The organism is Cutibacterium namnetense (genome assembly GCF_001642025.1).
GTDB classification, from domain to species: Bacteria; Actinomycetota; Actinomycetes; order Propionibacteriales; family Propionibacteriaceae; genus Cutibacterium; species Cutibacterium namnetense.
Genome location: NZ_LWHO01000003.1, coordinates 198648 through 221298, shown reverse-complemented (window position 1 = coordinate 221298; position 22651 = coordinate 198648). Strand labels below are relative to the sequence as shown.

At 58.9% G+C, this 22651-nt stretch carries 21 protein-coding genes and 3 pseudogenes; 14 read left to right on the top strand and 10 right to left on the bottom strand.

All coding sequences use genetic code 11. The features are described from left to right. Positions 1 to 126 precede the first annotated feature (126 nt). Positions 127 to 1518 (bottom strand): glycine--tRNA ligase, encoded by a 1392-nt coding sequence (locus tag A5483_RS04630; protein ID WP_193790441.1) that lies wholly within the window; start codon positions 1516 to 1518, stop codon positions 127 to 129. Between the two features lie 223 nt (positions 1519 to 1741). Here A5483_RS04630 and A5483_RS04625 point away from each other — a divergent pair, with 223 nt between their 5' ends. Continuing rightward, positions 1742 to 2158, top strand: coding sequence for a Fur family transcriptional regulator (locus tag A5483_RS04625; protein ID WP_002548424.1), 417 nt, complete (start codon positions 1742 to 1744; stop codon positions 2156 to 2158). Here A5483_RS04625 and A5483_RS04620 read toward each other — a convergent pair whose 3' ends face one another. Then, positions 2159 to 2830 (bottom strand): response regulator, encoded by a 672-nt coding sequence (locus A5483_RS04620; RefSeq protein ID WP_063811135.1) that lies wholly within the window; start codon positions 2828 to 2830, stop codon positions 2159 to 2161. Positions 2831 to 3171: 341 nt separating this feature from the next. On the opposite strand from A5483_RS04620, the gene A5483_RS04615 reads away from it, so the two are divergent. Continuing rightward, a complete protein-coding gene (locus A5483_RS04615; protein ID WP_063811134.1) occupies positions 3172 to 3363 on the top strand; it encodes a hypothetical protein in 192 nt (63 codons plus the stop codon). Between the two features lie 52 nt (positions 3364 to 3415). Then, positions 3416 to 4579 (top strand): sensor histidine kinase, encoded by a 1164-nt coding sequence (locus A5483_RS04610; RefSeq protein ID WP_063811133.1) that lies wholly within the window; start codon positions 3416 to 3418, stop codon positions 4577 to 4579. Between the two features lie 92 nt (positions 4580 to 4671). Here the strand turns inward: A5483_RS04610 and recO are convergent, their stop codons facing one another. Further along, complete coding sequence (gene recO / locus A5483_RS04605; RefSeq protein WP_063811132.1) at positions 4672 to 5412, bottom strand: DNA repair protein RecO; 741 nt, start codon at positions 5410 to 5412, stop codon at positions 4672 to 4674. Positions 5413 to 5532: 120 nt separating this feature from the next. Between recO and A5483_RS04600 the strand changes: the two genes are divergently transcribed. The 5 genes and pseudogenes from A5483_RS04600 (at position 5533) to A5483_RS04580 (ending at position 10164) form a co-directional block, all read left to right on the top strand. Further along, positions 5533 to 6198 carry a hypothetical protein gene (locus tag A5483_RS04600; protein ID WP_063811131.1) on the top strand — a complete coding sequence of 222 codons (666 nt, stop codon included), beginning with the start codon at positions 5533 to 5535 and terminating at the stop codon, positions 6196 to 6198. Positions 6199 to 6410: 212 nt separating this feature from the next. Then, a complete protein-coding gene (locus A5483_RS04595; protein WP_063811130.1) occupies positions 6411 to 7112 on the top strand; it encodes an isoprenyl transferase in 702 nt (233 codons plus the stop codon). A gap of 1025 nt (positions 7113 to 8137) precedes the next feature. Then, positions 8138 to 8620 (top strand): annotated as a pseudogene (locus A5483_RS12695) (ABC transporter ATP-binding protein); the annotation flags it as partial. A gap of 12 nt (positions 8621 to 8632) precedes the next feature. Next, on the top strand, positions 8633 to 8770 hold the full coding sequence (locus A5483_RS12360) for a P-loop NTPase family protein (protein ID WP_241497678.1): 138 nt from the start codon (positions 8633 to 8635) through the stop codon (positions 8768 to 8770). Positions 8771 to 9552: 782 nt separating this feature from the next. Beyond that, positions 9553 to 10164 (top strand): hypothetical protein, encoded by a 612-nt coding sequence (locus tag A5483_RS04580; RefSeq protein ID WP_153023074.1) that lies wholly within the window; start codon positions 9553 to 9555, stop codon positions 10162 to 10164. Positions 10165 to 10847: 683 nt separating this feature from the next. On the opposite strand, the pseudogene A5483_RS11865 reads toward A5483_RS04580, so the two are convergent. Beyond that, positions 10848 to 11345, bottom strand: a pseudogene (locus A5483_RS11865) (2-isopropylmalate synthase); the annotation flags it as partial. Here A5483_RS11865 and A5483_RS04565 point away from each other — a divergent pair. Continuing rightward, a pseudogene (locus A5483_RS04565) lies at positions 11256 to 11638 on the top strand (amidohydrolase family protein); the annotation flags it as partial. The pseudogenes A5483_RS11865 and A5483_RS04565 sit on opposite strands and share 90 nt — an antisense overlap. 28 nt (positions 11639 to 11666) lie before the next feature. Here A5483_RS04565 and era read toward each other — a convergent pair. Genes era through A5483_RS04545 form a run of 4 tightly spaced genes read right to left on the bottom strand, consistent with a single transcriptional unit; the run spans position 11667 to position 15469 of the window. Beyond that, on the bottom strand, positions 11667 to 12689 hold the full coding sequence (era, locus tag A5483_RS04560; RefSeq protein ID WP_063811124.1) for a GTPase Era: 1023 nt from the start codon (positions 12687 to 12689) through the stop codon (positions 11667 to 11669). Then, a complete protein-coding gene (locus tag A5483_RS04555) occupies positions 12682 to 13980 on the bottom strand; it encodes a hemolysin family protein (protein ID WP_002548765.1) in 1299 nt (432 codons plus the stop codon). Before A5483_RS04555 ends, era begins: the two co-directional genes overlap by 8 nt. Continuing rightward, positions 13977 to 14444 carry an rRNA maturation RNase YbeY gene (gene ybeY, locus A5483_RS04550; protein WP_002548674.1) on the bottom strand — a complete coding sequence of 156 codons (468 nt, stop codon included), beginning with the start codon at positions 14442 to 14444 and terminating at the stop codon, positions 13977 to 13979. The genes A5483_RS04555 and ybeY overlap by 4 nt, the downstream gene beginning before the upstream one ends. Then, the gene (locus A5483_RS04545; protein WP_002548502.1) at positions 14441 to 15469 is read right to left on the bottom strand and encodes a PhoH family protein; all 1029 of its coding nucleotides are present in this window, start codon (positions 15467 to 15469) and stop codon (positions 14441 to 14443) included. The genes ybeY and A5483_RS04545 overlap by 4 nt, the downstream gene beginning before the upstream one ends. Positions 15470 to 15505: 36 nt before the next feature. Here A5483_RS04545 and A5483_RS04540 point away from each other — a divergent pair, with 36 nt between their 5' ends. Continuing rightward, entirely contained in the window at positions 15506 to 16696 is a 1191-nt protein-coding gene (locus A5483_RS04540) for a phosphotransferase (RefSeq protein ID WP_193790440.1), read from the top strand. A 17-nt stretch (positions 16697 to 16713) separates the two neighbouring features. After that, positions 16714 to 17127, top strand: coding sequence for a hypothetical protein (locus A5483_RS04535; protein WP_063811313.1), 414 nt, complete (start codon positions 16714 to 16716; stop codon positions 17125 to 17127). A gap of 136 nt (positions 17128 to 17263) precedes the next feature. Here the strand turns inward: A5483_RS04535 and pip are convergent, their stop codons facing one another. Then, positions 17264 to 18268 carry a prolyl aminopeptidase gene (gene pip / locus A5483_RS04530; RefSeq protein ID WP_002548804.1) on the bottom strand — a complete coding sequence of 335 codons (1005 nt, stop codon included), beginning with the start codon at positions 18266 to 18268 and terminating at the stop codon, positions 17264 to 17266. Between the two features lie 37 nt (positions 18269 to 18305). On the opposite strand from pip, the gene A5483_RS04525 reads away from it, so the two are divergent. After that, positions 18306 to 19055: a queuosine precursor transporter gene (locus A5483_RS04525; RefSeq protein WP_063811122.1), complete on the top strand. Its 750-nt coding sequence runs from the start codon at positions 18306 to 18308 to the stop codon at positions 19053 to 19055. 108 nt (positions 19056 to 19163) lie between these two features. Here A5483_RS04525 and tgt read toward each other — a convergent pair whose 3' ends face one another. After that, positions 19164 to 20405, bottom strand: coding sequence for a tRNA guanosine(34) transglycosylase Tgt (gene tgt, locus A5483_RS04520; protein ID WP_042842630.1), 1242 nt, complete (start codon positions 20403 to 20405; stop codon positions 19164 to 19166). Between the two features lie 86 nt (positions 20406 to 20491). On the opposite strand from tgt, the gene A5483_RS04515 reads away from it, so the two are divergent. Next, a complete protein-coding gene (locus A5483_RS04515) occupies positions 20492 to 21343 on the top strand; it encodes an EamA family transporter (protein WP_063811121.1) in 852 nt (283 codons plus the stop codon). Positions 21344 to 21385: 42 nt separating this feature from the next. After that, positions 21386 to 22603 (top strand): hypothetical protein, encoded by a 1218-nt coding sequence (locus tag A5483_RS04510; protein WP_063811120.1) that lies wholly within the window; start codon positions 21386 to 21388, stop codon positions 22601 to 22603. The last annotated feature ends 48 nt before the right edge of the window (positions 22604 to 22651 follow it).

Sequence of the window (22651 nt, the reverse complement as noted above, 5' to 3'; positions counted from 1 at the left end):
TTTCGCTGCTACGTAGCCAGCTTAAAGGATGATGTTTTCCTCAACGACACCGGGGTCGGGGTACTCCTCGTGAGCGCCCCGACCCCGGCGTGCAGAAATGCCGTCGTGCACAAACGGGTTAGCGAATCAACAGCCGAGCAGTTTGCCGCCGAGGTATTCCTCAACCTTGTCGATGCTGACACGCTGCTGAGCCATGGTGTCGCGCTCACGCACCGTCACGGCGCCATCCTCGAGGGAGTCGAAGTCGACGGTGACACAGAACGGGGTACCGATCTCATCCTGGCGACGGTAGCGCTTGCCAATGGCCTGGGCATCGTCAAAGTCAACGTTCCAATGCTCACGAAGACGGGCAGCAAGATCACGGGCCTTAGGCGACAAGTCGGAATTGCGGCTCAGCGGTAGCACCGCAACCTTGACCGGAGAAAGACGCGGATCCAGCTTAAGCACGGTGCGCTTGTCGACCCCACCTTTGGCGTTAGGTGCCTCGTCCTCGGTGTAAGCATCCACCATGAAGGCCATAAGAGAGCGAGTCAAGCCAGCTGCTGGCTCAATGACGTAAGGCAGGTAGCGCTTGTTGTTGGCCTGGTCGTAGTACGACAGATCCTTGCCAGAGTGCCTGGAATGGGTGCCCAAATCGAAATCAGTGCGGTTAGCAATTCCCTCGAGCTCGCCCCAATCCGCCCCGGCAAACCCGAACTTGTACTCGATGTCGACGGTGCGCTTCGAATAGTGGGAGAGTTTCTCTTTAGGATGCTCGTAATGGCGCAGGTTCTCCGGGTCGATACCGAGACCGGTGTACCACGCAGTGCGGGCCTCAATCCAGTACTGGTGCCATTCCTCGTCGGTACCGGGCTCGACGAAGAACTCCATCTCCATCTGCTCGAACTCGCGGGTGCGGAAGATGAAGTTCCCAGGTGTGATCTCATTGCGGAACGATTTACCAGTCTGCGCGATGCCAAACGGCGGCTTCTTGCGGGCACTGGTAAGCACGTTCTGGAAGTTGACGAAAATCCCCTGGGCAGTCTCGGGACGCAGGTAGTGCAGACCCGACTCATCCTCAACAGGGCCGAGGTAGGTCTTAAGCATCATGTTGAAATCACGGGGCTCGGTCCACTGCCCCTTATTGCCACAGTTAGGGCAGTTGATCTCCCCTAACAGGATGGAATCCGGATCGTCGATTCCATGCTTGGCAGCATGCCCCTCCTGCAGGTGGTCGGCACGCATCCGCTTATGACACGACAGACACTCCGTCAGTGGATCGTTAAACACACCGACGTGACCAGACGCTACCCATACTTCACGGGGCAAGATAACCGAGGAGTCAAGACCAACGACGTCATCGCGACGAGTGACCATGTAGCGCCACCACTGCCTCTTGATGTTCTCCTTGAGCTCGACGCCGAATGGGCCGTAATCCCACGCAGCGCGTGTACCTCCATAGATCTCCCCACACGGGAAGACGAATCCGCGTCGTTTACAGAGATTGATGACATTGTCGAGTGTGCTAGTGGAGGCCATAGCCGTCCCTTTCTTCCAAGTCCTCATTGGAGTGGACACCCGGATGGTGTCCACGCGGGCAGCGCCGCCTACGGATTGCATATCTGGGCGGCGAGGCCGTTCACTAGCCTACCTGTAATCACACGACGCATGCCCACACCGTCAGCCAGCAGACGACAGCTGGGAAATACGCAACCCGCTGCGGTACATTTGGCCTAGTTTGACCCCCGGCAGTGAGGTGATCATGGTGGAGAATCGGCGGCGCACGACCAAACAGCGCCTTGCCATTCGTGCCCTCTTTGACGACGAGTCGTTCTTCCTCACTGCCCAGCAGGTCCATGATCAGCTGCGCGAACGCGGAGATCAGGTTGGTCTGGCAACCGTCTACCGGAACTTGCAGACCATGGCTGAGGACGGAGAGCTCGATGCCATTCGCGCTGAAGACGGCGAAATGACCTATCGCCGGTGCTCCTCAGCGCACCACCATCACCTGGTATGCCGCAATTGTGGCAAAGCCGTCGAGATTGGGCCTGAGAAAATCCTGGAGGACTGGGCTCGCGATATCGCCGCGAAGTATGGGTTTAGCGAGACCGGTCACGAGCTGGAGTTGTTCGGGATTTGTTCGGCATGCTCCGCAGTGCGCACCGGGTCAGTGTCGTAATCAGCGACGCAGTCGGGGAGTAACCAGGCCCAGCTCGCATGCTCTCACCAGAACCTCAAGGCGACTGCGCACTCCCAGTTTCTTTGCTAGATGGCGAAGGCGCTGCTTGACCGCGGACTCACTGAGACACAGCTCATCCGCGATGGCAGCATTCGGTAACCCCTGAGCGAGAAGTTTCAGAACATCGTCGTCAGCATCGGACAACTCCACCGGAGCCATATCAACCTGATGGGCCCCCGCGCCGGTGGGCCGAGCCGAAAAGGCCTCAACGACGCCGCGGGCAATCTCCGGAGACACTGTCACCTGGCCCGCCATGACCGCGCGGACTCCAGCGATGACGGCCTCCGGTTCAGAGTCCTTGAGAACATAGCCAGCAGCTCCAGCAAGGATGGCCTCGACGACGATATCCCGACGGGCGAAGGTCGTGAGGGCAACAACGCGGACGGACGGATGGCGCGAGACGATCATTCGGGTAGCTGTGAGACCGTCCATCTCAGGCATTTTGAGGTCCATAAGGACAACGTCGGGCAGTAGCTGATCAACGAGCTCGACCGCTTCACGACCGTTAGTGGCCTGACCGACGACCTCTATCTCCTCGACACGAGAGAAATAGCCGGCAAGAGCCTGCCGCATGATCGGATGATCGTCAGTAACCACGAGTCGAACTGACATCACACCTCCTTTGCATTCACGCCGAGCGCTGCTGTGCCCAAGTGAGACCTCCTCACCCAGATGATCGCGCGGCGCCAACGATCAGTCATATAACGCCTTGGATGCGAAGTATCCAGTCGCCCCCACACTGCTTCCCATCCTCGCATATCGCAGCAGCCCATATAACATCGGGTTAGCAGCATGACTACGGGCAATCAAACGTCTATAACCTGGCTGGTCATCTGGTCAAATGAACAGCCAGCCGATGCATCCAACGGCTCGTCTCTGCACGTGTCAGCCGTCTCACATCACTTTGCGCCCGATCATTGTGGATGGCCCCTCCAGGGGGATACATTGTGCCCATGAGGAAGATCATCACCGGCATCGTGGCTGCCCTGGCAGTCAGCTCCTTCTCGATCGCTGTCCCCGCTCAAGCCTCCACTGGCCCCACCCCGACCCAGAACGCTGTAAGTACACAGCCTAAGGGCCATGCTGAGGGAATCATAGACGGCCTTTGCAGCATCTACCCCGACTGGTGTTACGACTGGAACTGATTTCGTATCCATGTCTAACGTATGAGGTGTCTAGCCCGCGAGGTGCGCATCAATGAACAGTGGTTCGCCTGCACGTAACCTCGTCTTCAACGAGAGCAGTCGGGCCACTGCCATTGCGGGTGTTATCGTCACCGCGCTGGTGCTCTCCGCGCTTGACGACTTGCGCGTCGCCGTGGCAACCCACAGAAGCGGCAGTGCCATGATCTGGATGGTGGCCACTTACGTCTTCAGCGTCATTGCACTACTGTGCTGGAAACGCCCCCTGTTGCAGGAGTTATTTCTTCTCGTCGGCCTAATCAGTAGCGTCATCGCCGGAGACATAGCATTTAGCATTCCGCTGCTGGTTATACTCGCCTTTTTCGCTAGTCAGCATGGCTTGAAACGCCATTGTATTCCATTGTTCATCGGTGCCACGATCACCGTCGCTCTGGCAGCCGTTCATGCGACACGCTGGGTATCCAGCTTTTTGGTGACGTGTGTTGCATGCGCAATCGGCATCGGAGTCGGCTCCGCCTTCCGCTGGCTCGATAACCGCCGCGAACAGGCCGAGGAACAAGCGGCCGACGCCCTCCAACAAGCAGCAAATGCTCGCGAGGAGGAGCGTCAACAGCTTGCCTCCGAACTCCACGACGTCGTGGCTAAGGACCTCACCGTCATCACCATGCTGGCAGGTTCTTTGCGCCTCAACACTGCCAACGAGGGCGTAGTCGAGGCCGCCAAATCGATCGAGAGCACCTCGAGGACAGCCCTGGACGATCTCCAGCGTCTGCTCTTAGTGTTGCGTAACCATAACCTCCCTCTCGTCTCCTCCCCCACTCACGAGGACTCCGTCGAAGCTACGGTGGCCGCTATGGTCACGCGGTTAGAGACGCTCGGCTGGCATGTCGAATCGTCGATCGCGTGCGCTCCGATGCCGGTAAGCGTCTCCGATGCCGTCAACCGGATCCTTGACGAATCCACTGCTAATGCCATCAAGCACAACGGCCCGGCAATAGCCAGGCTTACCGTCACGGATGAAGGGGACGACGTCGTGGTGACCGTCTCCAACCCCGTCATCGATTCGGAGATAGAACCCGTTCGATCGACTGGAATGGGTATTGCTCGCCTCAAGGAGCGCGTCTCCCTGCTCCGTGGCGAGATCTCTATCGGTCTGCGCAATGGTTGGTGGGTGGTTAATGCCCGTATTCCACGCGCAAAGCCAGTTCGCGAAACCTGATTATTCCTGGGAACGATAACCCGCGCCACGTCGGCTGAGTAGCCGGAGCGGAGCTCGGTTTTATCGTGGCCCGAAGCGCGACTGACCTCTGATTAACGCTCCAGAAAGGGCATCGACCGCAAGCCACGGTCCATGTGCCAAGACACAAACGCTGCTACCAGCCCAGACCCCTCACGAACCCTGGGCCACATGACATCGCGGGTCGCAGCCCAGTCCCCGACCAGCAAGGCCCGCAGGTACGAAATCGTCTCCTCGTGCGGATGCGGGGTCCCGGGTGGCTGACAATTGATGCACACCACACCCCCCAAGCTCGGCGAGAATCCTGGGTGTGGACCAGGTGCCCCGCACCGGACGCAGTCGACCAGATCCGGGGCATATCCGGATGCTGAAAGAGAGCGCAGCAGGTAAGAGTCCAGCACCATCTCGGGTGGCCGTGGGCCGTCCGTCGTCCCCTGGCCGAGCACCCGCAAAGCTCCTGCCAACAATCGGTATTGTGCCGGGGCCGGTTCACGGTCCACCGGCACCAGGTGGTCGGCAGCCTCCACCATGACCTCAGCCGCGGTGAACAGAGAGTAGTCCTGACGCAGCGGCGCCGAGTAAGGATGCAAACACTCCACCTGGGCGACGACGTCGAGGTTGCGTCCTTGCACCAGCTGCAGGTCAACCAAATTGAACGGATCCAGACGAGCGCCAAACTTGCTGGAGGTGCGTCGAATCCCTCGTGCCACCGCCCGGATTTTGCCGTGCTCCCGCGACAGCATCGACACGATCCGATCAGCCTCACCTAGCTTGTGCGTGCGCAAAACGACGGCTTGATCACGGTAGGTGGGCATGACACCTATTGTCTCCCCGCAATGGCCTACCGCCGAAACATGCTCTACGCAAAATCGCTGTGAGAGGGTAGGAGATGTTCATAGCAGGTCGACTACCGTTGGAACCCCCAGGAGACGCCCATGGATTCCTTTGTCACGCTGCTCGGCAGCGTCTGGTACCTGGTGCTCGTTGCTGCTGTCAGTCCCGTTATGATCCTCAACGCGAACGCGGCAGTGCACGGTCAAAAGCAAAACCATGGCTGGGCTTTTGTCTCTGGGGCCGGTCTGGTGCTTGGCGCCATCGGCGTCACGAGTTTCGGCCTGCTGGGAAGCGCTGCCACCGACTTCGCCTCGCGACAGCTTGCCTCTCACACCGTCGACCGAATTCTAGGGGTACTGCTCTTCCTCTTCGGTTGTTATCTGGGCTGGAACCGTTGGGGCTCCCACCAAGTCAAGAATTCTCGACACAAAAAGTCGTCGGGGCCGCGATCCACCGGAGCCCACGGAATGTTCACCTGGGGCTCATTGGGGATGGCTACCAACTTCACCACCATTCCGCTATTCATTTCCTCGAGTCAGCGCATCGGTACTGCCAACCTACCCCTCATCGTGAGAATCTTCACACTTATCGTCTCCTGGTGGATCGTCCTCGTCCCGGCATGGCTTCCAGTTGCCATCGATCGACTGCGACCCAATTCCTCAGGTATTTCTGGGCGCACTCGGGAACGCATCAGCCATTGGACGAACGTTGCCTCGATCATTGCCTGTCTTGCTTCCGGAATCATCATTGTGTGGACGACCCTGTGACATCATCGAGGCCTTGAACCTCGGATAACTTACCGTTGCCACCGCCACGACGGCACCAGCCCGGCCCCACTACCATCCTCGACGCCACTACGCTGTGACCCATGGCCCGAATCACACCGCGACCCCCGAAGCGTGGCCCGCTACCGCATCCGTCTGGAGCTCGCCCACCCGAGCTGCCACCGGAACTCATCCCCCAACACGTCGCCATCGTTATGGACGGCAACGGACGTTGGGCCAAACAGCGCGGTCTTAGGCGCACTGAAGGTCACGCACGTGGCGAGGATGCTCTCTTCGATGTCATCGAGGGAGCCATCGAGATGGGTATCCCCTATTTGAGCGCTTATGCGTTTTCCACCGAAAACTGGAAACGTTCACCCGACGAAGTTCGGTGGCTTATGGGCTTCAATCGTGACGTCATCCACCGTCGTCGCGATCAGCTCAACGCCATGGGAGTGCGCATCCGATGGGCCGGACGCCGCCCCAAGCTGTGGAAGTCAGTGATCAAGGAGCTGGAGTCGGCTGAGGAGCAGTCCGCCGACAACAGCGTCCTCACGCTACAGTTCTGCGTCAACTACGGCGGACGTGCCGAGATCGTCGATGCCGTGCGCGACATCGCCCGCCTAGCCGCCGAGAGCAAGATCGATCCCGATCACATCACTGAGAAGACTTTCCGTACGCATCTTGACGAGCCCGAGATCCCCGACGTCGACCTATTTTGGCGCTCCTCCGGCGAGCAGCGCACCTCGAACTTTCTGCTATGGCAGTCGGCCTACGCCGAAATGGTATTTTCCGACGTCTTATGGCCCGACGTTGACCGCCGCGACCTCTGGGCCGCAGTGGTGGAATACGCCAAGCGGGACCGGAGGTTTGGTGGGGTCGCCCCCAATAAAGTCAGCCCCACCCCATCGTCATGAATCCCCGTCCAGGAGACGTGAGATCGACGTGCGGTTGCACTTACAGGCTCATCGCCTGACGGTAGAAACTGTCATACGCACCTCGCCATCAGCTGATGGATTTCGGGTTAATCACGAACCAATTTACAAGCGGATCTATGCCCACTCCGCCGCATGCACCAATGCAGTGAGCGTCCTCATTCAGCCAGCCCGAGCTAAGAGAACTCATTGAAAAAGAAACATCAAATTGATCGAGACCACCCGTGGTTTTGTATATTCTCATCTAAAATCAGGGCACGGACATGAAGGGATATGCAACACTCACCGCCACCACAAGTGTTCCGCCCCATTTCGCCCCCAATCGCTTCGAAGCCTAACCACGAACGAAAAACGCGAACCGCATAATTTGAAAGCACCTTCTCAGGAGAAGCATAGTTGCTGAGTCATCGACCTGTAATCAATCGATGACGAAACGAGCAACACGTCCCGACATACTCTCGGATCCTTCACCCCGAGGGAGATCCTCTGGCAGCATTTACATTGAGGTAGTCACCGCTACCGCTACGTGACACCAATCCAGAACTGGTCTACAATTTTACAGCGGTATTAGTGTGATAACACATCTTAAGCCATCGTAGAGATCTAGGCCCGTTGAAAGAGGAAAAGATGTTAACCCCAAAGAGGCCATCACCTTCTGTAGCCAGCTTTGCAGCGTTCGCGACATTAGCGGCAATGGGAATCGCTATGTCCGCAACTAACGCCGAAGCAGCCTCACACTGCAGTCTTGTGGCAAATATCCCCGTACGTGCGTCCAACACCGTTGCACATTCCGTGGCAGGACGCTCTGGGTGCAGCAATTCCGTCAGCAACGTGGCGGTGGCCATGCATCACGAAACATGGCGATGGGATGATCGCATGGCCTCAGCATCCAAATCAAATGTACGCAATGCCACGTGGACGGTCGTTGGAAATCCGAAGTCCGGATGGGATATCTACACGAGAAATAATTCATCAACAGGGGCGAAATCCGAATCCTCAGATCTGCGGTGGCTGTGACCGCACCTTCCATTCACGCTGATCACGTCAGCTATTCATACCGTCGTCGCACAGCGCTACACGATGTTACATTCACAGTTGACGGAGGAGTGATAGGTCTCGTCGGCCCAAACGGAGCCGGTAAGTCCACCCTCATCCGGCTTCTGGCAACCCTTCTCACACCATCGTCCGGTACGCTGACGGTGTGCGGCCACGACACCACACGTGAGCGCAACCTGGTGAGGCCTAGCCTTGGTTACCTTCCGCAGTCGTTCGACATCATGGAATTTTCCACGGTCCTCCGCAACGCGGAATTCGCGGCATGGGCGCATGGTCTGACCCCGAGCGAATGTCCAAGTGCTGCACGCCAGGCACTCGAGAAAGTCGGCCTGTGGTCCAGAAGAAATTCGCGAGCCCGCTCGCTCTCCGGTGGAATGCGACAGCGTCTTGGAATTGCCTGTACGATTGTCCATAAACCTCGCGTCGTCCTTTTAGATGAACCTTCAGTGGGCCTCGATCCAGTGCAGCGCATAAGACTGCATGAGCTCGTGGAGCAGATCGCCGTCGATTCGACAATCATTCTTTCCACCCACCTCATCGAAGACCTCAGCGCCATGACCTCCCAGATTCTTGTCCTAGATTAAGGTCGGCTGCGCTTCTGCGGCACGATGACCGAAATCGAGTCGATGGCTTCTATCTCATCCCCTGGGATGTCGGCAACTGAAGTCGGTTATACAAAACTCTTGGAACCGAAAGATTCAGTATGAGTGATGGCCCCCACCGTACGCGCTCGACTTCTTGGACACTGCTTCTCGTGGCAGTTGTGATCGCCGCTGCCATCTCACTATTAGCGGCACGGCCCCTCCTTGATTGGCGCCCAACGGATATTCGCAGAATTGTCGTAACGTACCGCGAGGGACTAACACCGTTTGTTCTCATCATCATGGTGATGACCGTAATACAGACTGCCCCGCACGCCCCTAACAACGTTATCATTGGCCGAGCGCCTGCACGCCCCAGGAAAACGATCGCGTGGAGGCAAATTGCCGAGACATCTGCCGCAGTAAGCATTGGCTTGGCAGTCGGTATGGCTGCACCGCTCATACGGGCCTCCGCATATAAGATTTATGGTACAGATATCGTCGCCCTTATGCGAGTTTTCTGCGGACTGTTCATGGCAACATGTGTTTCCTACGCAGCATGTCTGTTATTTCGTTTTCCATATTCAGCTTTGGGTGGTCCTCTGCTATCAGGAACACTCCTTGGAATTCCACTATTCCTCAACGATGTCGTGCTGAATAACACGGGATATTCAATCCTGGCGTCGTCACTGACCTGGGGTATGACAAGTCCGGAAGGAGCGTGGGATTTCTCTGCTTCAGTGGCGATCTACCGAGTCGCATTGTTCTGTCTAACCGGCGCGTGCATGCTGAACGTTACACTCGCGGTAACGGATTCCGGTTTGCCGCTAATCCGCCGTCTCACCACATCCGCAATAAACGTCGCAGTGCCGGTCACTCTCATCACCGCAATGACGGTGTTGTCCCCAAACATCGTCGTTCCCGGCCATCGTACCGTCACATGTACCCATCAGGACAGAGTACGAGTTTGCACTTTCCCTGGTGCGAAAAACCTTCAGACTCCGGCCTTCGAAGCGGCGAGGCAGGTACTCGCGCAAGTGCCAAAGGACCAGCGCCGTTCGCTGACAATGACCCAGGACAACAGCCCTGACGCCGTCGCAGATGTCTGGTTGCCGCCAGTTCCTAGCTCCGATTCCCAAGCTTTCCGGACCCAAGTAGCCGCAGATGTGGCACGGGTGATGACGGGATCTCCGGCGTGCCCACTCTCATCAGACTACCTCGCGTCCGCGCTCGAACTTGACGCGGTCCTCCTTCAGCGAAGCGGGTTCAGCCCCGAAAACGGAACTAGCAGCCCGTTAGCTGGTATCCCGAAGCGTGCCTTTGAAGCGTGGTGGAAAGCTCACGATACCAAGATCAAGCATTGTCAACTCACCACAGGGGATCTGGGGCAAAAGTGACAGCGCACCTCATCGCACACCCATGTACGTGGGTAGCCACGAACATGACCGGAGTGTTCATCACCATCATCTGGTGGTACGCGCGCGTCAATTTATACCTCGACCATTCGGAATGGTCCAGACCTATCCTCCTTATGGAGGTAGCCCCTGTGCTCATGATAAGTCTGAGCGTGTTTGCCGCGGTAATACCCGCAACATGGCTCATCATTACCTCACCGCGGCGGCTGGAGTTATCTTTCGCAGCCACCGCTCTCCTAGTCACCGCTCCTGCAATAGTGACACCGCTCATTATGACGAGCATTCTTAGGATGCTTCCCCTAAACCTCCTGCCCGGGGCACGCTATCTTGATCCATCCTCCCCCACCCCAGTAGCCGATCTATTCGGATGGGCAGATATGGCTGCGTTTGTACCAACCCTTATGATTTGCGCCGGAATAGCGCTCCTGACTGAGGGCATACTGGGCCGGCTCGTTAGCCTTCCTATAGCTCCCCTGACGCTTCTGTTGATCGTCATATTCCAGACACGTGGGTACTGCCGATTTCTACCCGGAGTACCGCATACCGCTACCACTTCGAACACGACAGGTTGGCTTGTGGGTATAGTCACATGGGTAATCGGAATAGCAATCTTTGGGACGACGCGCGGAGGTTCTCGCGGCCTCCTATCACGGTATTGAGGGAAGCCGCCGATTTGGTCCAACTCCGCCGCACTCACGCGCACGATTCACCGCGCTAACGACCGCGTTGAAGGAGGCCAGAGCGTCGATAAACGCCGACACCGCACCGCTGTCTTCGCCCCGGATCTGAACGTCCTCGCCATCAATCCGAAGGTTGGCGGTGAGCTGATAGGTACCGGTCTCGGTGGACGTCATGCGGCTCACCACCTTGCTGCCGGGCACCTGCAGGTACTCGCGGTTAAACAGATCCCAGATCTCGTCGTGGCTGACCTCGCGGGCTTGATCGTCAGTGTAATTCTGCACTGCACCGGAGAATTCGATCTGCAGACGACGCGGCAGGTCGACTTGGTGCTCGGTCTTCAGGAGGTAGGCCATGCCGCCCTTACCGGACTGACTGTTGACACGAATGACAGCCTCGTCGACGACCGGGACGCCACCGACGTCATGTGGGCAGACCGCGCTGATCGCTGCTTCCGGTTCGTCAACATGGTGAGAGCCGGGACCGAGTTAGCACTGGGATCAGACGCCCCAGTCTCCCCCGTCGATCCGTGGGGCGCGATCCGCGTGGCTGTCGAGAGAATCGGTGACCGGCGCCCAAGCTGGCACCCTGAGCAGGCTCTTACTTTGTCCCAGGCCATCACAGCCAGCACCCGTCACGTAACACAGGCGGTCACGGGCGGGCCAGGAGACGTCATCACTGTGGCCCACAATCCCTTCGACCTGTCCGGTGTGCATTGGCAAGCCTCACCAGCGACTTAACGGTCGTCGGTGGAGAGGTGAGGGCCGTAGCACTGTGAGACCGTCACTTCCCGCCGACCCAATATTTCAGAACCCCAATCGATTGAGATATTTCGGGTCGGACTGCCAGTTCGGCAACACCTTGACCTGAAGGTCCAAGTGGATTGGCGTTCCCAACAGGGCCGCGATATGTCGCCTGGCGTGGGTACGAACCTGCTTGATATGGGAGCCATGGTGACCGATCATGATGCCCTTCTGGGAATCACGTTCCACTATGAGGGATGCGTAGACGTCCAGTAGGGGACGATCCTCCGGCTGACCTTCGCGAGGCCTCATCTCCACAATCTCCACGGCTAGAGAGTGGGGAAGCTCCTCGCGCACACCTTCAAGCGCCGCCTCGCGGATCAGCTCGGCGACCAGGGTTTCGGTCGGTTCGTCGGTCACCTCACCATCTGGGTAGTAGGCCGGCCCTTTTGGCAGCAGGGAGGCAATGACGTCGCGGACCTCGTCAACCTGCTCACCAGAGACTGCAGAGCACGGGACAATTTCAACGAACTCGATGCCAACCTCCTCTTGCAGCTTGTCAATGGCGGCCAGATGCTCAGCCATCCGAGCTTTGGACACGAGATCGGACTTCGTTGCCACAGCGATGAGAGTGGGACGATGAGGAAGATCGGCGATTTGGGAGACGAGATAGGTGTCCCCTGGTCCAATGCGCTGGTTGGAGGGCAGGCACACCCCGATGACGTCGACCTGGGTCCAGGTGTCGAAGACGAGGTCGTTGAGCCGCTGACCCAGCAGGGAACGCGGCTTATGAAGCCCCGGAGTGTCGATGACGACGATCTGGGACTTCTCGTCAGTGACCACGCCACGGATGACGTGACGGGTGGTCTGGGGCTTCGAGGAGGCAATGGCGATTTTCGAGCCAACCAGGGCGTTAGTCAAAGTCGATTTGCCGGCGTTTGGACGCCCGACGAAGCACACGAATCCAGAGTGGAATCCGGCACGGGTGGACTCAGCCACCCTGGCAGCAACGTAATCGACGTCAGAAACCTCCTCGCCGTCACCATCCATGAGATCGGCCAGCGAAGGCATCTCGTCATCACTCATCGTCGTCCTCCTGATCGGGGGTTTCCTCGGGGGCCCGCTTCACCAGGCAAGTATCAACCTGGTGACGTCGACCGGTCGCCTTCTCGGCAGTGATCTCTAAGCCCTCCCAGATGATGACAGATCCCGGGATGGGTACCACGGACAGTTCCTTGGCCATGAGTCCACCAACCGTCTCGACGTCGTCATCATCGACCTTGAGGGCGAACAGTTCGCCCAAGTCATCGACCGGCAGACGCGAGGATATTCGGAAGACGCCGTCCTCGATCTCTTCAGTAAGGGTGGGCTCGGCGTCGTATTCGTCAACAATCTCGCCGACGATCTCCTCGACGATGTCCTCGATCGTCACCAGGCCAGCAGCGCCGCCAAACTCATCGACGACAATGACAAGGTGGTTACGATCTCGCTGCATCTCACGCAGCACCTGGTCGACGGGTTTAGAATCCGGGCAGAACGCGGCAGGCCGCATGATCGATTCGACGCTTTCGGTGGCGTAACCGTCAGGATTATCGAGCACCCGCTGGGAAAGGTCCTTGAGGTAGACGATGCCACGGATATCGTCAAACCCCTCGCCGACGACCGGAACCCGCGAAAACCCAGATCGCAGGGCCAAGGACATGGCCTGACGCAGATTCTTGGTCCGCGGAACATAGACCACGTCAGTGCGCGGAACCATGACCTCCTTAGTGAGAGTGTCCCCCAGCTCGAAGACTGAGTGGATCATCTCCCGCTCGCCAGCCTCAATGAGATCCGAAGCCTCGGCGTAGTCGACCATCTCGCGTAGTTCAGCCTCAGAAGTGAAAGGGCCATCGGCGTATCCCTTACCGGGGGTCAGGGCGTTGCCAATGAGGATAAGCAGGGCCGCGATGGGGCCAAGGACGTGGGCAAGTACTCCCCACGGACGAGACCAAAAGGTGCAGATAGCGGTGTCATGTTGGCGTCCCAAAGTGCGCGGAGCCACTCCCCACGCCAAGAAGTCAACGAGTACCATGATGGCCACGACGACGAGCACCTGCTGCCAGGGCAAGTCAAAGTGGCCGAAAATAAGCAGCGCGACAAGTGCCGTCGCCGTCACCTCGGATATGATCCTCACCAACATCGCAGTATTGATGAAGGGCGCGGGGTCGGCGACCATATCAAGTACTCGCTGATGAGCAGTCTTACCGTCGGCAGCAAGCTCCTCGGCCTTGGTGTGAGACATGTGCTGAAGGGCCGTCTCCATGGCCACATTGAGGCTTGCCAGCACTGTGAAGATGAAGGCAATCGCCAGAACGATCCATTCTTGCCGTGTCACCGCTGACCTGTCTGTTCTCGATGGTCATCCCATGCCGTGATGATCTCGTCGTTCAGTCCGAACATGACGCGCTTGTCTTCAGGTTCGGCATGGTCATGGCCGAGCAGGTGCAACAACCCGTGGATGAGGAGGTATTCCGCCTCCCCGTCGGGGGTACGGCCGTTCTCGGCAGCCTGGCGAGCGGTCACAGTCGGGCACAGCACGATGTCGCCGAGTAGCCCGGAAGGCGGGTCTTCGTCGTCGCCGGGAGCACGCATCTCGTCCATCGGGAAGCTCAAGACATCAGTCGGTCCAGGAAGGCCCATGAACTTTTCGTGGTAGGCCTCCATCGTTTGCTCGTCAACGAGAATGATCGACAGCTCCGAAGAGGGATGGATGCGCAACCAGTCAAGGGCGAATGTCGCCAGACCGATGAGCCCCTCCTCATCAGACGGGGAACCAGACTCATTAGTGATGTCGATCATCGGGTCTTCCTGTTCTTGCGCGGACTTTTGGCGCCATGCGGCTCGGTGGCGATGTCGTAACTGTCATAGGCGGCAACGATCTTGCCCACGAGGCGATGGCGAACAACGTCACGGCTGGTGAGATTACAGAAGGCAATATCGTCGATACCGTCGAGGATGCCCTGTACTACTCGTAGCCCAGACTTCATGCCACCGGGCAGATCGACCTGGGTAACATCGCCGGTGACGACGATCTTTGAGCCGAAGCCGAGACGGGTGAGGAACATCTTCATCTGCTGCGGCGAAGTGTTCTGAGCCTCGTCCAAGATGACGAAGGCATCGTTGAGAGTGCGGCCCCGCATATAGGCCAATGGTGCCACCTCAACAGTTCCGGCGTCGATAAGACGTGGCACAGTATCGGGGTCGACCATGTCGCGTAGGGCGTCGTAGAGCGGGCGCAAATAGGGATCGATTTTCTCCGACAACGTGCCGGGTAGGTATCCGATGTTCTCTCCCGCTTCAACAGCCGGGCGGGTGAGGATTATCCGGCTCACCTGCTTGGTCTGGAGAGCCTGAACCGCCTTGGCCATTGCCAGATACGTCTTGCCCGTACCGGCCGGGCCGATGCCGAAGGTGACGGTGTTAGCGTCGATGGCGTCGACGTACCGCTTCTGGTTCAGAGTCTTGGGGCGAACCGTTTTGCCACGATTACTGAGGATATCGACCGTCATGATTTCGGCCGGGCCTTCTCCGTTGCGGGTCATGGCGACGATCCGGTCGACGTCGTCAGCAGACAGGCCCTGACCGGTGCGGATGATCGTGATCATCTCCGACAGGATGTCTCCGGCGTCAGCCAGATCGGCAGGGTGCCCGGTGAGGTGAATCTCGTTACCGCGTACCAGAATGTCGGCGTCAAGAGCGTCCTCGAGACGTTTGAGAAATGCGTCGTTGGGTCCGACCAAAGTCACCATGGGAATCGACGTGGGGACCGCGACGACGCGACGCGTCGCGCCCTCTTTGCCGGTATCGGTGTTGTGGGTGTGCAAGGTCGTGGTCAGGGTTCTCTCCGGTGTGAGGGGTATGTGTACCCTCCCACTGTAGACGTAGCTAACGACGGCGTGACGTACCAGGAGGTAGCGATGGGACTGGGCTGGCTCGACGATGCCGCGTTCGCCCTGGGCACTGAGCTGTCGCTGGACAAGGTACTGCGCGAGGGGGTGCGCACCAGCACAGCCCGGTGCTGGGTAGATGGTTCGACGACGGCTACTGCAGGCGCGCGCACGGTCGTGGCAAAGTGCTTTCGATCAACATCGATGTTGCACAATTCCGGCGGGCTGGGGATTGTCCGCGAGGTTGCCGGTCTGAGGTGTCTGCCGGAGGCACCACGGCTGTATGCAGCCGACCTGGACCTGGGCGTGGTGGTCATGGAGGATATGTCAGGGGTGACCTTGGAATCGATCTTGGCCGGCAATGATCCCTCAGCCGCTCTCAGCGCCGCACAAATGTGGGGACGGGCGACGGCAACCGTTATGACGGCATCGATGCGGGAAGCATCTAATCGATCGGCACGTAACGACGCCATCTCGGCATTCCAGGATGTCATCCGTCATCTTGACCCCCGGACACGCTCGGCGGGTGGTCCAGCCTCGCCTCGTCTGCCAGGGCGAGGCCTGGAGAAAATGTGCGCAGCGCTAGAGATCGAGGTGCCCAATGATGCGGAGCTCGACCTGCTTGAGTCGCTGCGTGGCACCGAGGGGGCCGAGGTCGTCACCCAAACAGACCCCTGCCCCGCCAATGTGCTCGCAACCCAGACTCAGGCCAGATTTATCGACTTCGAGGCCGCCTCCGTGCACCACCCGGCGGTCGACGTCGTCAATCTCGTCATGCCGTGGAGCAGTTGCGACGGGCTCGTCGGAGTCCCTGCCGAGTTTCTCGACGCCGTCCGCGAAGGTTTTCTCAGTGGGTCCCCCTATGCCGCTTCCTGGCTATCCGATGAGCCGATGATTGGTTTGGCGGGCACGGCAGCCACCCTTCAACTCACCGAGCTATCTTTAGATTCTCTTCGTCGACGCCATCCGAATCAACGAGGCGACATGGCTAGGCGTGCAATGGTGCACCGCTGGACATGGGCCGCAACGCATGGCGTGCTGACGCCGGTCATCGCGGATCTGTGCGGGCGAATGGCTCATCGCGCAGTTCAAGGCTGGGGATGGTCCAAACATCTGACCGTTGCAAACTGTTTTTCACACGCGAAACTCAGGAATCAGAGATGAACAATTTAATCAAGATTATGTCTGCATGCAAGGAATTTGGTGACGTTATTACCTTCATCGTCCATCCAGATTTCATTCGGGATGGACGATTTTACCCGGTCATCCCGAAGACCATTCAAAAGGTCATCAACGAAGCTGCGGCCCGACCCGAGAAGCTGTACTTCATGGATCAGGACACGAGCACTCCTGTCAAAACTACGGACAGCGAGATGCTCGTCATGGAGGTCTCGATCTTTACCGTTGGCAGAAATCTCGACAACTTAGTGGCCATGATTAATTTAGGAAAGTACTGGGAAAGCGGACCGGACGACGTCCCCAGAGCCGTCATTCGCACCCTCAGCCGACCCTTGTCAGCAATCATGTTTGGAGAGATCCCCGAGCCACCACTAGAGAAGGATGAAGAGGGATACTACTCCTTCGTCTTAACATAGTCGGGCAAACCCACCCGTCTCTATTCACTGGCGGCGTGCTATCCCCACTCACCACGTCGAAGTCCAGTCGATTTGACCGTGAGTACTCGATCAAATCGACTGGACTTAGGCCTCGACACGCCTGAGCGACAATTCATCACTCGGCGAATTCGTCACACACCTTCACTAGTTCGGAGGCAATTAGCGGCTCAAATGCAGAGTGACCTGCCATCACGATTCGCAGATCGGCACTCGGCAGAGCTCGCGACAAATCGACGGCCGTGACGTCGGGGCAGCACATGTCGTAGCGGCCCTGGACGATAACAGTCGGGATGTCGGCCAACTTATGGGCGTCGCGCAGCAACTGCCCCTCAACCATGAACCCATGATTGACGAAGTAGTGGTTCTCGATGCGGGCGAAGGCCAGCGCGAAGTTTGGATCCGAGAACTCCTCGACGTGGGATGGATCAAAGGACAGCGACGTCGTCGCACCCTCCCACGTCGTCCAAGCCACTGCAGCAGGACCGTGAACGTCGGGGTCGTCGTCCCACAGCAGGTCGTAGTAGGCGGCAATGTTGTCGCGCGAGAAGTCATGCCCCGCGCGGCGCAGCGGCTCGCAGAATTTGTCCCACAGCTCCGGGAAAACCTCGGAGGCACCGAAGTTGTAGTACCAGTCCAACTCTTGCTCACGCAGGGTAAAGATGCCGCGCAGCACGAGTTCGGTCACCCGATCGGGATGGGTTTCGGCGTAAGCCAAGGACAGGCAGGACCCCCACGATCCGCCGAAGACCTGCCAGCGCTCAATGCCAAGCAACTCCCGGATCTTCTCAAGATCCTCGACGAGGTTCCACGTCGTATTGGTGGCCATCTCACCTGGGGTGCGGGCCTGGGCAATGTGCGGGGTAGACAAACCGCAACCCCGCTGATCTAAAACGACAATGCGGTAGGCATCAGGGTTAAAGAAGCGACGCCGCTCGGTACCGCCACCGCCACCAGGACCACCATGGAGGAAAACTACTGGCTTGCCGTCAGGGTTGCCGCACTGCTCGACGTAGAGCTGCTGGCCGTCACCCACGTCGACCATCCGGGTGTCGTAGGGCTCGATCGGCGGATAAAGATTCCGCTGCGGGGTAATGTCCAGCTCCGTCGTAGCAAGGGTCACGGAAACCTCCTGTGGTCATGGTCGTCATCTCGATGATATGCACCACGGTTACCATTTCGCCGTGACGTCAGACTCCACCAGCCTCAAATTATCTGCGACAGCTCGCCCTGCGTATGCCGATCGAGGGTCGGGACACTACGACATCCTGCTCACCCTCATGTGCGTCGTAGTCATCCTGTCTAATATCGGCGGTTCAAAGGGAGTGCAGCTAGGTCCGATCACCACCGACGGCGGCTTCTTCCTGTTCCCACTGGCCTACGTGATGGGAGACATCACCACCGAGATCTACGGGATCAAGGCCGCGCGCCGCGCGATCGTCATGGGGTTTATTTGCGCAATTCTCTCCGTGCTGTGCTTCTGGGCCATCATCGCCCTTCCTGGATTCACCGACTCCTACTCGGTGTCCCATGACGCCGCCCTCTCGATGGCCCTCGGTCCGCTGTGGCAGATGGTGCTCGCCGGAGTATGCGGATTCCTCGCGGGGCAGTTCACGAATTCGGTCATCATGGTTCGACTCAAGGCCAAGTGGCTGGAGCGCGGCCTGGTCGGCCGACTGATGGGATCCACCGGTGCTGGCGAGGCTGTCGACACCATCATCTTCTGCGCCATTGCCGCCCCGGTTGTCGGGATCAGCAGTTTCGGCCAGTGGTGCAACTACGCCTTCTTCGGGTTCCTGTGGAAGACCCTCGCTGAGTACGCCTGCATCCCCATCACGACCCGGGTGATTGCCTGGATCAAGAAGCACGAGCCGAGCTATCAGGAAAGACTGGCTCATCAAGAGGACTAGCCTTTGCCGGGTTCTGGCGGGGCCCACACGGGATGGCTGCGCAGCCACGCCGTGGTGCCCCAAGACACGCCTAGACCCCTATCGTCACGAGGGTGAGATTTGCCCCGGTCAATCGGCTCGCGTCAACCGGCCGCCATTGGCGTTCCACCGCCCCATGAACTCGGCCTCAAAAGCATCGAGGTCCCCGCTACGCATGGCGCCCCGAATCTGGTCGACCAGTCTTACCGTCCAGCGTTCGTTATGGATGGTCGCCAAGGTGTTCGCAAGCATCTCTTTGGCCTTGAAGAGATGGTGGATGTAAGCGCGAGAATAGTGGGTGCATGTATAGCAGTCGCAACCGTCCTCCAACGGGCCGAAATCTCGCCGGAACCGCGCGGTATCGACGTTGTAACGCCCATCGACGGTGTAAATGGCGGCATTGCGGGCTACCCGGGAGGGGTTCACACAATCGAAGGTGTCAGCTCCCGCGCGACAAGCCGCGAAGAGGTCATCGGGCTCCGAGATGCCCAACAGATGACGGGGACGGTCCTCGGGAAGCTCCTCGGCACACCACGTGACGATGCGTCCCAGGTTCACCTTCTCAATCGCTCCCCCCAGACCGAAGCCGTCGAAGCGCTGACCGTCAACTTCCATGCCTGCTAAATCCCGGCAAGCCCTGCGACGTAGATCCTCGTATTGGGCGCCCTGAATGACACCAAAAAGGGCCTGATAGGGCTTTTCGGGCCGGACCTCGGTGAGACGGTGATGCTCAGCCAAACAGCGCTCAGCCCAGCGTCGGGTACGCTCCAAGGCCTCCTCCTGGTAGCCACGGGTGTTCATGAGTGTGGTCAACTCGTCGAAAGCGAACATGATGTCGGCGCCGAGGTGGTGCTGGATGCCCATCGACACCTCGGGGGTAAAACGATGCAGATCTCCGTTCAAGGGACTGCGGAAGGTTACGCCGTCATCGTCGACCATCGCCTTGCGATCGGCGTCAGCGGCAATGACGTCGGCCTCGGTGAGCTGGGAGACGTCCATGGCTAGGGTCTTTTTGAAGCCGGCTCCGAGGCTGAGTACTTGAAAACCGCCAGAGTCAGTGAAGGTCGGGCCAGACCAGTTCATGAACCGTCCGAGTCCCCCCGCCTCATCGACGAGTTCCGGGCCGGGTTGCAAGAAGAGGTGGTAGGCGTTGGCCAGCACCGCCTGGGCACCTAGCTGCGCCACGGATTCGGGCAGCACGGACTTCACGGTCGCCTTAGTCCCGACGACTACGAAAGCGGGGGTCTCGATAGAACCATGCGGGGTATGAATGATCCCGGTACGCCCGCACGCATCGTCCAGACGACAGGTGACCTCGAAGCCGAATGTCATGGGGTCATTCTTGCAGGATGTCCGGATCGCGTCGTTGACGCCGGTTTGCAAGCTCGTCCGGGTGGGGACTTGGCAGCCACGGCGTTATGGTAGCGCTCGTGCGCGGAGCGATCTTGGTATTCATGGCCATTCTCTCGGTGCAGTTCGGGGGAGCCTTCGCCGCAACCCTCATCCCCCGTGTCGGAGCTTTGGGCACCGTAGCGCTACGGATGTCTTTGGCGGCCCTGGTCTTAGCTCCGATTGCCCGACCCCACGTGAGGGGCCACACCCGCGCTGACTGGAGGAAGGTGCTGGCGCTGACCATCGCCTTGGCTGGCATGAACACCGTGTTCTACTTCTCTTTGGAACGCCTGCCTCTCGGCGTCGCGGTCACCGTCGAGTTCCTGGGGCCACTGGGCATGGCAGCTCTCGGGAGCCGATCCCTACGTGACTGGCTCGCCATCCTGCTGGCTCTGTGCGGGGTGGTGGGGGTCTCAGGTGCGCTTAGCGCCGACTGGGTCCACCTTGACCTCCTCGGTCTGGTGCTCGCCCTCGTCGCAGGTATCTTCTGGGCCCTCTATGCCAAGTCGGCCCAGTTAGTGGGGATGAACTGGTCGAAACTGGAGGGGCTGTGGTGGGCCATCCTGCTCAGTTCGGTTGTGTTGGCGCCGACTGGCTTCATCACTGCGGGTATACGTCTCGTCGAGCCGTACCATCTCCTCACCGGAGCGGTTGTAGCAGTGATGTCGTCGGCACTGCCCTACAGCCTGGAAATGTACGCGCTGCGCCACATCGACACCACGGTCTACGGCATCCTGACTGGTGTCGAGCCGGCCGTCGCCGCAGCCGCAGGATTCCTCATCCTTGGCCAGAACCTCACCGGGCCGCAACTGCTCGGGATGGCATTCGTCGTCACCGCGGCCTGGCTCGTCATGGCCCGCGGCCGTCAACGGGAGTGACTAGGCTGATGGCAACGGATCACGACCTCGAAAGGATCATCGATGGACGTCAACTCCCGTGTGCTCGAACCACGCGGCCTGGAGAAGGTGGCCAAGCTCATCGACAAGGGGGTACGCATCCCGAATCCGCTGACCGTCGACATTGATGAGGCAGTCGACATCAACAACATCAGTAGTGATGGCGTGGTCATCGGGCCCGGATGCCGAATCCGTGGCCGTCGGACTGTCATCTCAGCTGGATGTGTACTCGGAGATGAAGCTCCCATGACGATCCAGGATTGCCAACTTGGCACCAAGGTCAAGCTCAAGGGTGGGTTCGCCCAGGATACCGTCTTCCTTGACGGGGCGAACATGGGCTCGGGTGCCCACGTTCGCGGGGGCACTATCCTCGAAGAACAGGCCAATGGAGCCCATACCGTCGGTCTCAAGCAAACTATTCTCATGCCTTTTGTCACCTTGGGAAGCCTCATCAACTTCTGTGATGTCCTCCTGGCCGGCGGTACCTCAAGGACGAACCATTCTGAAGTCGGTTCTTCCTACATTCACTTCAACTTCACTCCTGACGGCGACAAGACGACAGCCTCCCTTTTCGGCGATGTGCCGCACGGGGTGCTGCTCAACCGTCATCCAATTTTCCTAGGTGGTCAAGGCGGCACCGTCGGGCCAGTAGCCACCGGATTTGGCACCGTAGTCGGGGCAGGCTCGATCTTACGTGACGACGTTACGGAGGATGATCAGCTCGTGCTGTCCGCTCCCCCTGCGGGACGTCAACGCCCTGTGACCCCGAACAGCTACTCCAAGCTCAATCGCATCGTCGCCCATAACGTCACGTATCTGGGCAATTTGTCTGCTCTACAGGCCTGGTACTGCCAGATTCGCCGCCTCTTCATGTCTCGTGATCGCCTCTCCGGATTGGTCTGGCAAGGCGCGCTCGACAACCTCGTCTCAGCACGTAACGAACGGGTCAAGAGACTGAGTTCCCTCATCGGCAAGGTCCAGCCGACTGATGCCGGACGCGCTCAATTGATCGAGAACCGTGATGCTTTCCTGTCCTGCCTCGAGGCAGCCGATTCCCCCGCGCCGGCCGAGGTCATGCGTCTATGCAGTGCGGCCGCCACCTCTGGGGCCGAATACCTCGACGTTGTCCAGTCCTTTGACGAGGCCGCCCAAAATCAGGTCGTCGAGTGGCTGGGGGGTATCGTCTCCGCCCAGCAGGGTCGAGCGCAAAAGGTAGTTGACCGGTTGTCATTGCCGTTCTGACTAGGGTGTTCTTCCTTCGCGCCGAAGTCTCGCCACGAAACTGTCACT

What these genes read in the sequence shown, in the direction of transcription:
- A5483_RS04535 (WP_063811313.1), top strand. Translation starts at nt 16,714, where the DNA reads ATGTCTGCATGCAAGGAATTTGGTGACGTTATTACCTTCATCGTCCAT.
- era (WP_063811124.1), bottom strand. Translation starts at nt 12,689, where the DNA reads ATGAGTGATGACGAGATGCCTTCGCTGGCCGATCTCATGGATGGTGAC.
- A5483_RS04615 (WP_063811134.1), top strand. Translation starts at nt 3,172, where the DNA reads ATGAGGAAGATCATCACCGGCATCGTGGCTGCCCTGGCAGTCAGCTCC.
- A5483_RS04600 (WP_063811131.1), top strand. Translation starts at nt 5,533, where the DNA reads ATGGATTCCTTTGTCACGCTGCTCGGCAGCGTCTGGTACCTGGTGCTC.
- tgt (WP_042842630.1), bottom strand. Translation starts at nt 20,405, where the DNA reads ATGACATTCGGCTTCGAGGTCACCTGTCGTCTGGACGATGCGTGCGGG.
- A5483_RS04525 (WP_063811122.1), top strand. Translation starts at nt 18,306, where the DNA reads ATGCACCACGGTTACCATTTCGCCGTGACGTCAGACTCCACCAGCCTC.
- A5483_RS04610 (WP_063811133.1), top strand. Translation starts at nt 3,416, where the DNA reads ATGAACAGTGGTTCGCCTGCACGTAACCTCGTCTTCAACGAGAGCAGT.
- A5483_RS04630 (WP_193790441.1), bottom strand. Translation starts at nt 1,518, where the DNA reads ATGGCCTCCACTAGCACACTCGACAATGTCATCAATCTCTGTAAACGA.
- A5483_RS04580 (WP_153023074.1), top strand. Translation starts at nt 9,553, where the DNA reads ATGCTGAACGTTACACTCGCGGTAACGGATTCCGGTTTGCCGCTAATC.
- A5483_RS04625 (WP_002548424.1), top strand. Translation starts at nt 1,742, where the DNA reads ATGGTGGAGAATCGGCGGCGCACGACCAAACAGCGCCTTGCCATTCGT.
- ybeY (WP_002548674.1), bottom strand. Translation starts at nt 14,444, where the DNA reads ATGATCGACATCACTAATGAGTCTGGTTCCCCGTCTGATGAGGAGGGG.
- A5483_RS04510 (WP_063811120.1), top strand. Translation starts at nt 21,386, where the DNA reads ATGGACGTCAACTCCCGTGTGCTCGAACCACGCGGCCTGGAGAAGGTG.
- A5483_RS04620 (WP_063811135.1), bottom strand. Translation starts at nt 2,830, where the DNA reads ATGTCAGTTCGACTCGTGGTTACTGACGATCATCCGATCATGCGGCAG.
- A5483_RS04595 (WP_063811130.1), top strand. Translation starts at nt 6,411, where the DNA reads ATGGACGGCAACGGACGTTGGGCCAAACAGCGCGGTCTTAGGCGCACT.
- A5483_RS04515 (WP_063811121.1), top strand. Translation starts at nt 20,492, where the DNA reads ATGGTAGCGCTCGTGCGCGGAGCGATCTTGGTATTCATGGCCATTCTC.
- recO (WP_063811132.1), bottom strand. Translation starts at nt 5,412, where the DNA reads ATGCCCACCTACCGTGATCAAGCCGTCGTTTTGCGCACGCACAAGCTA.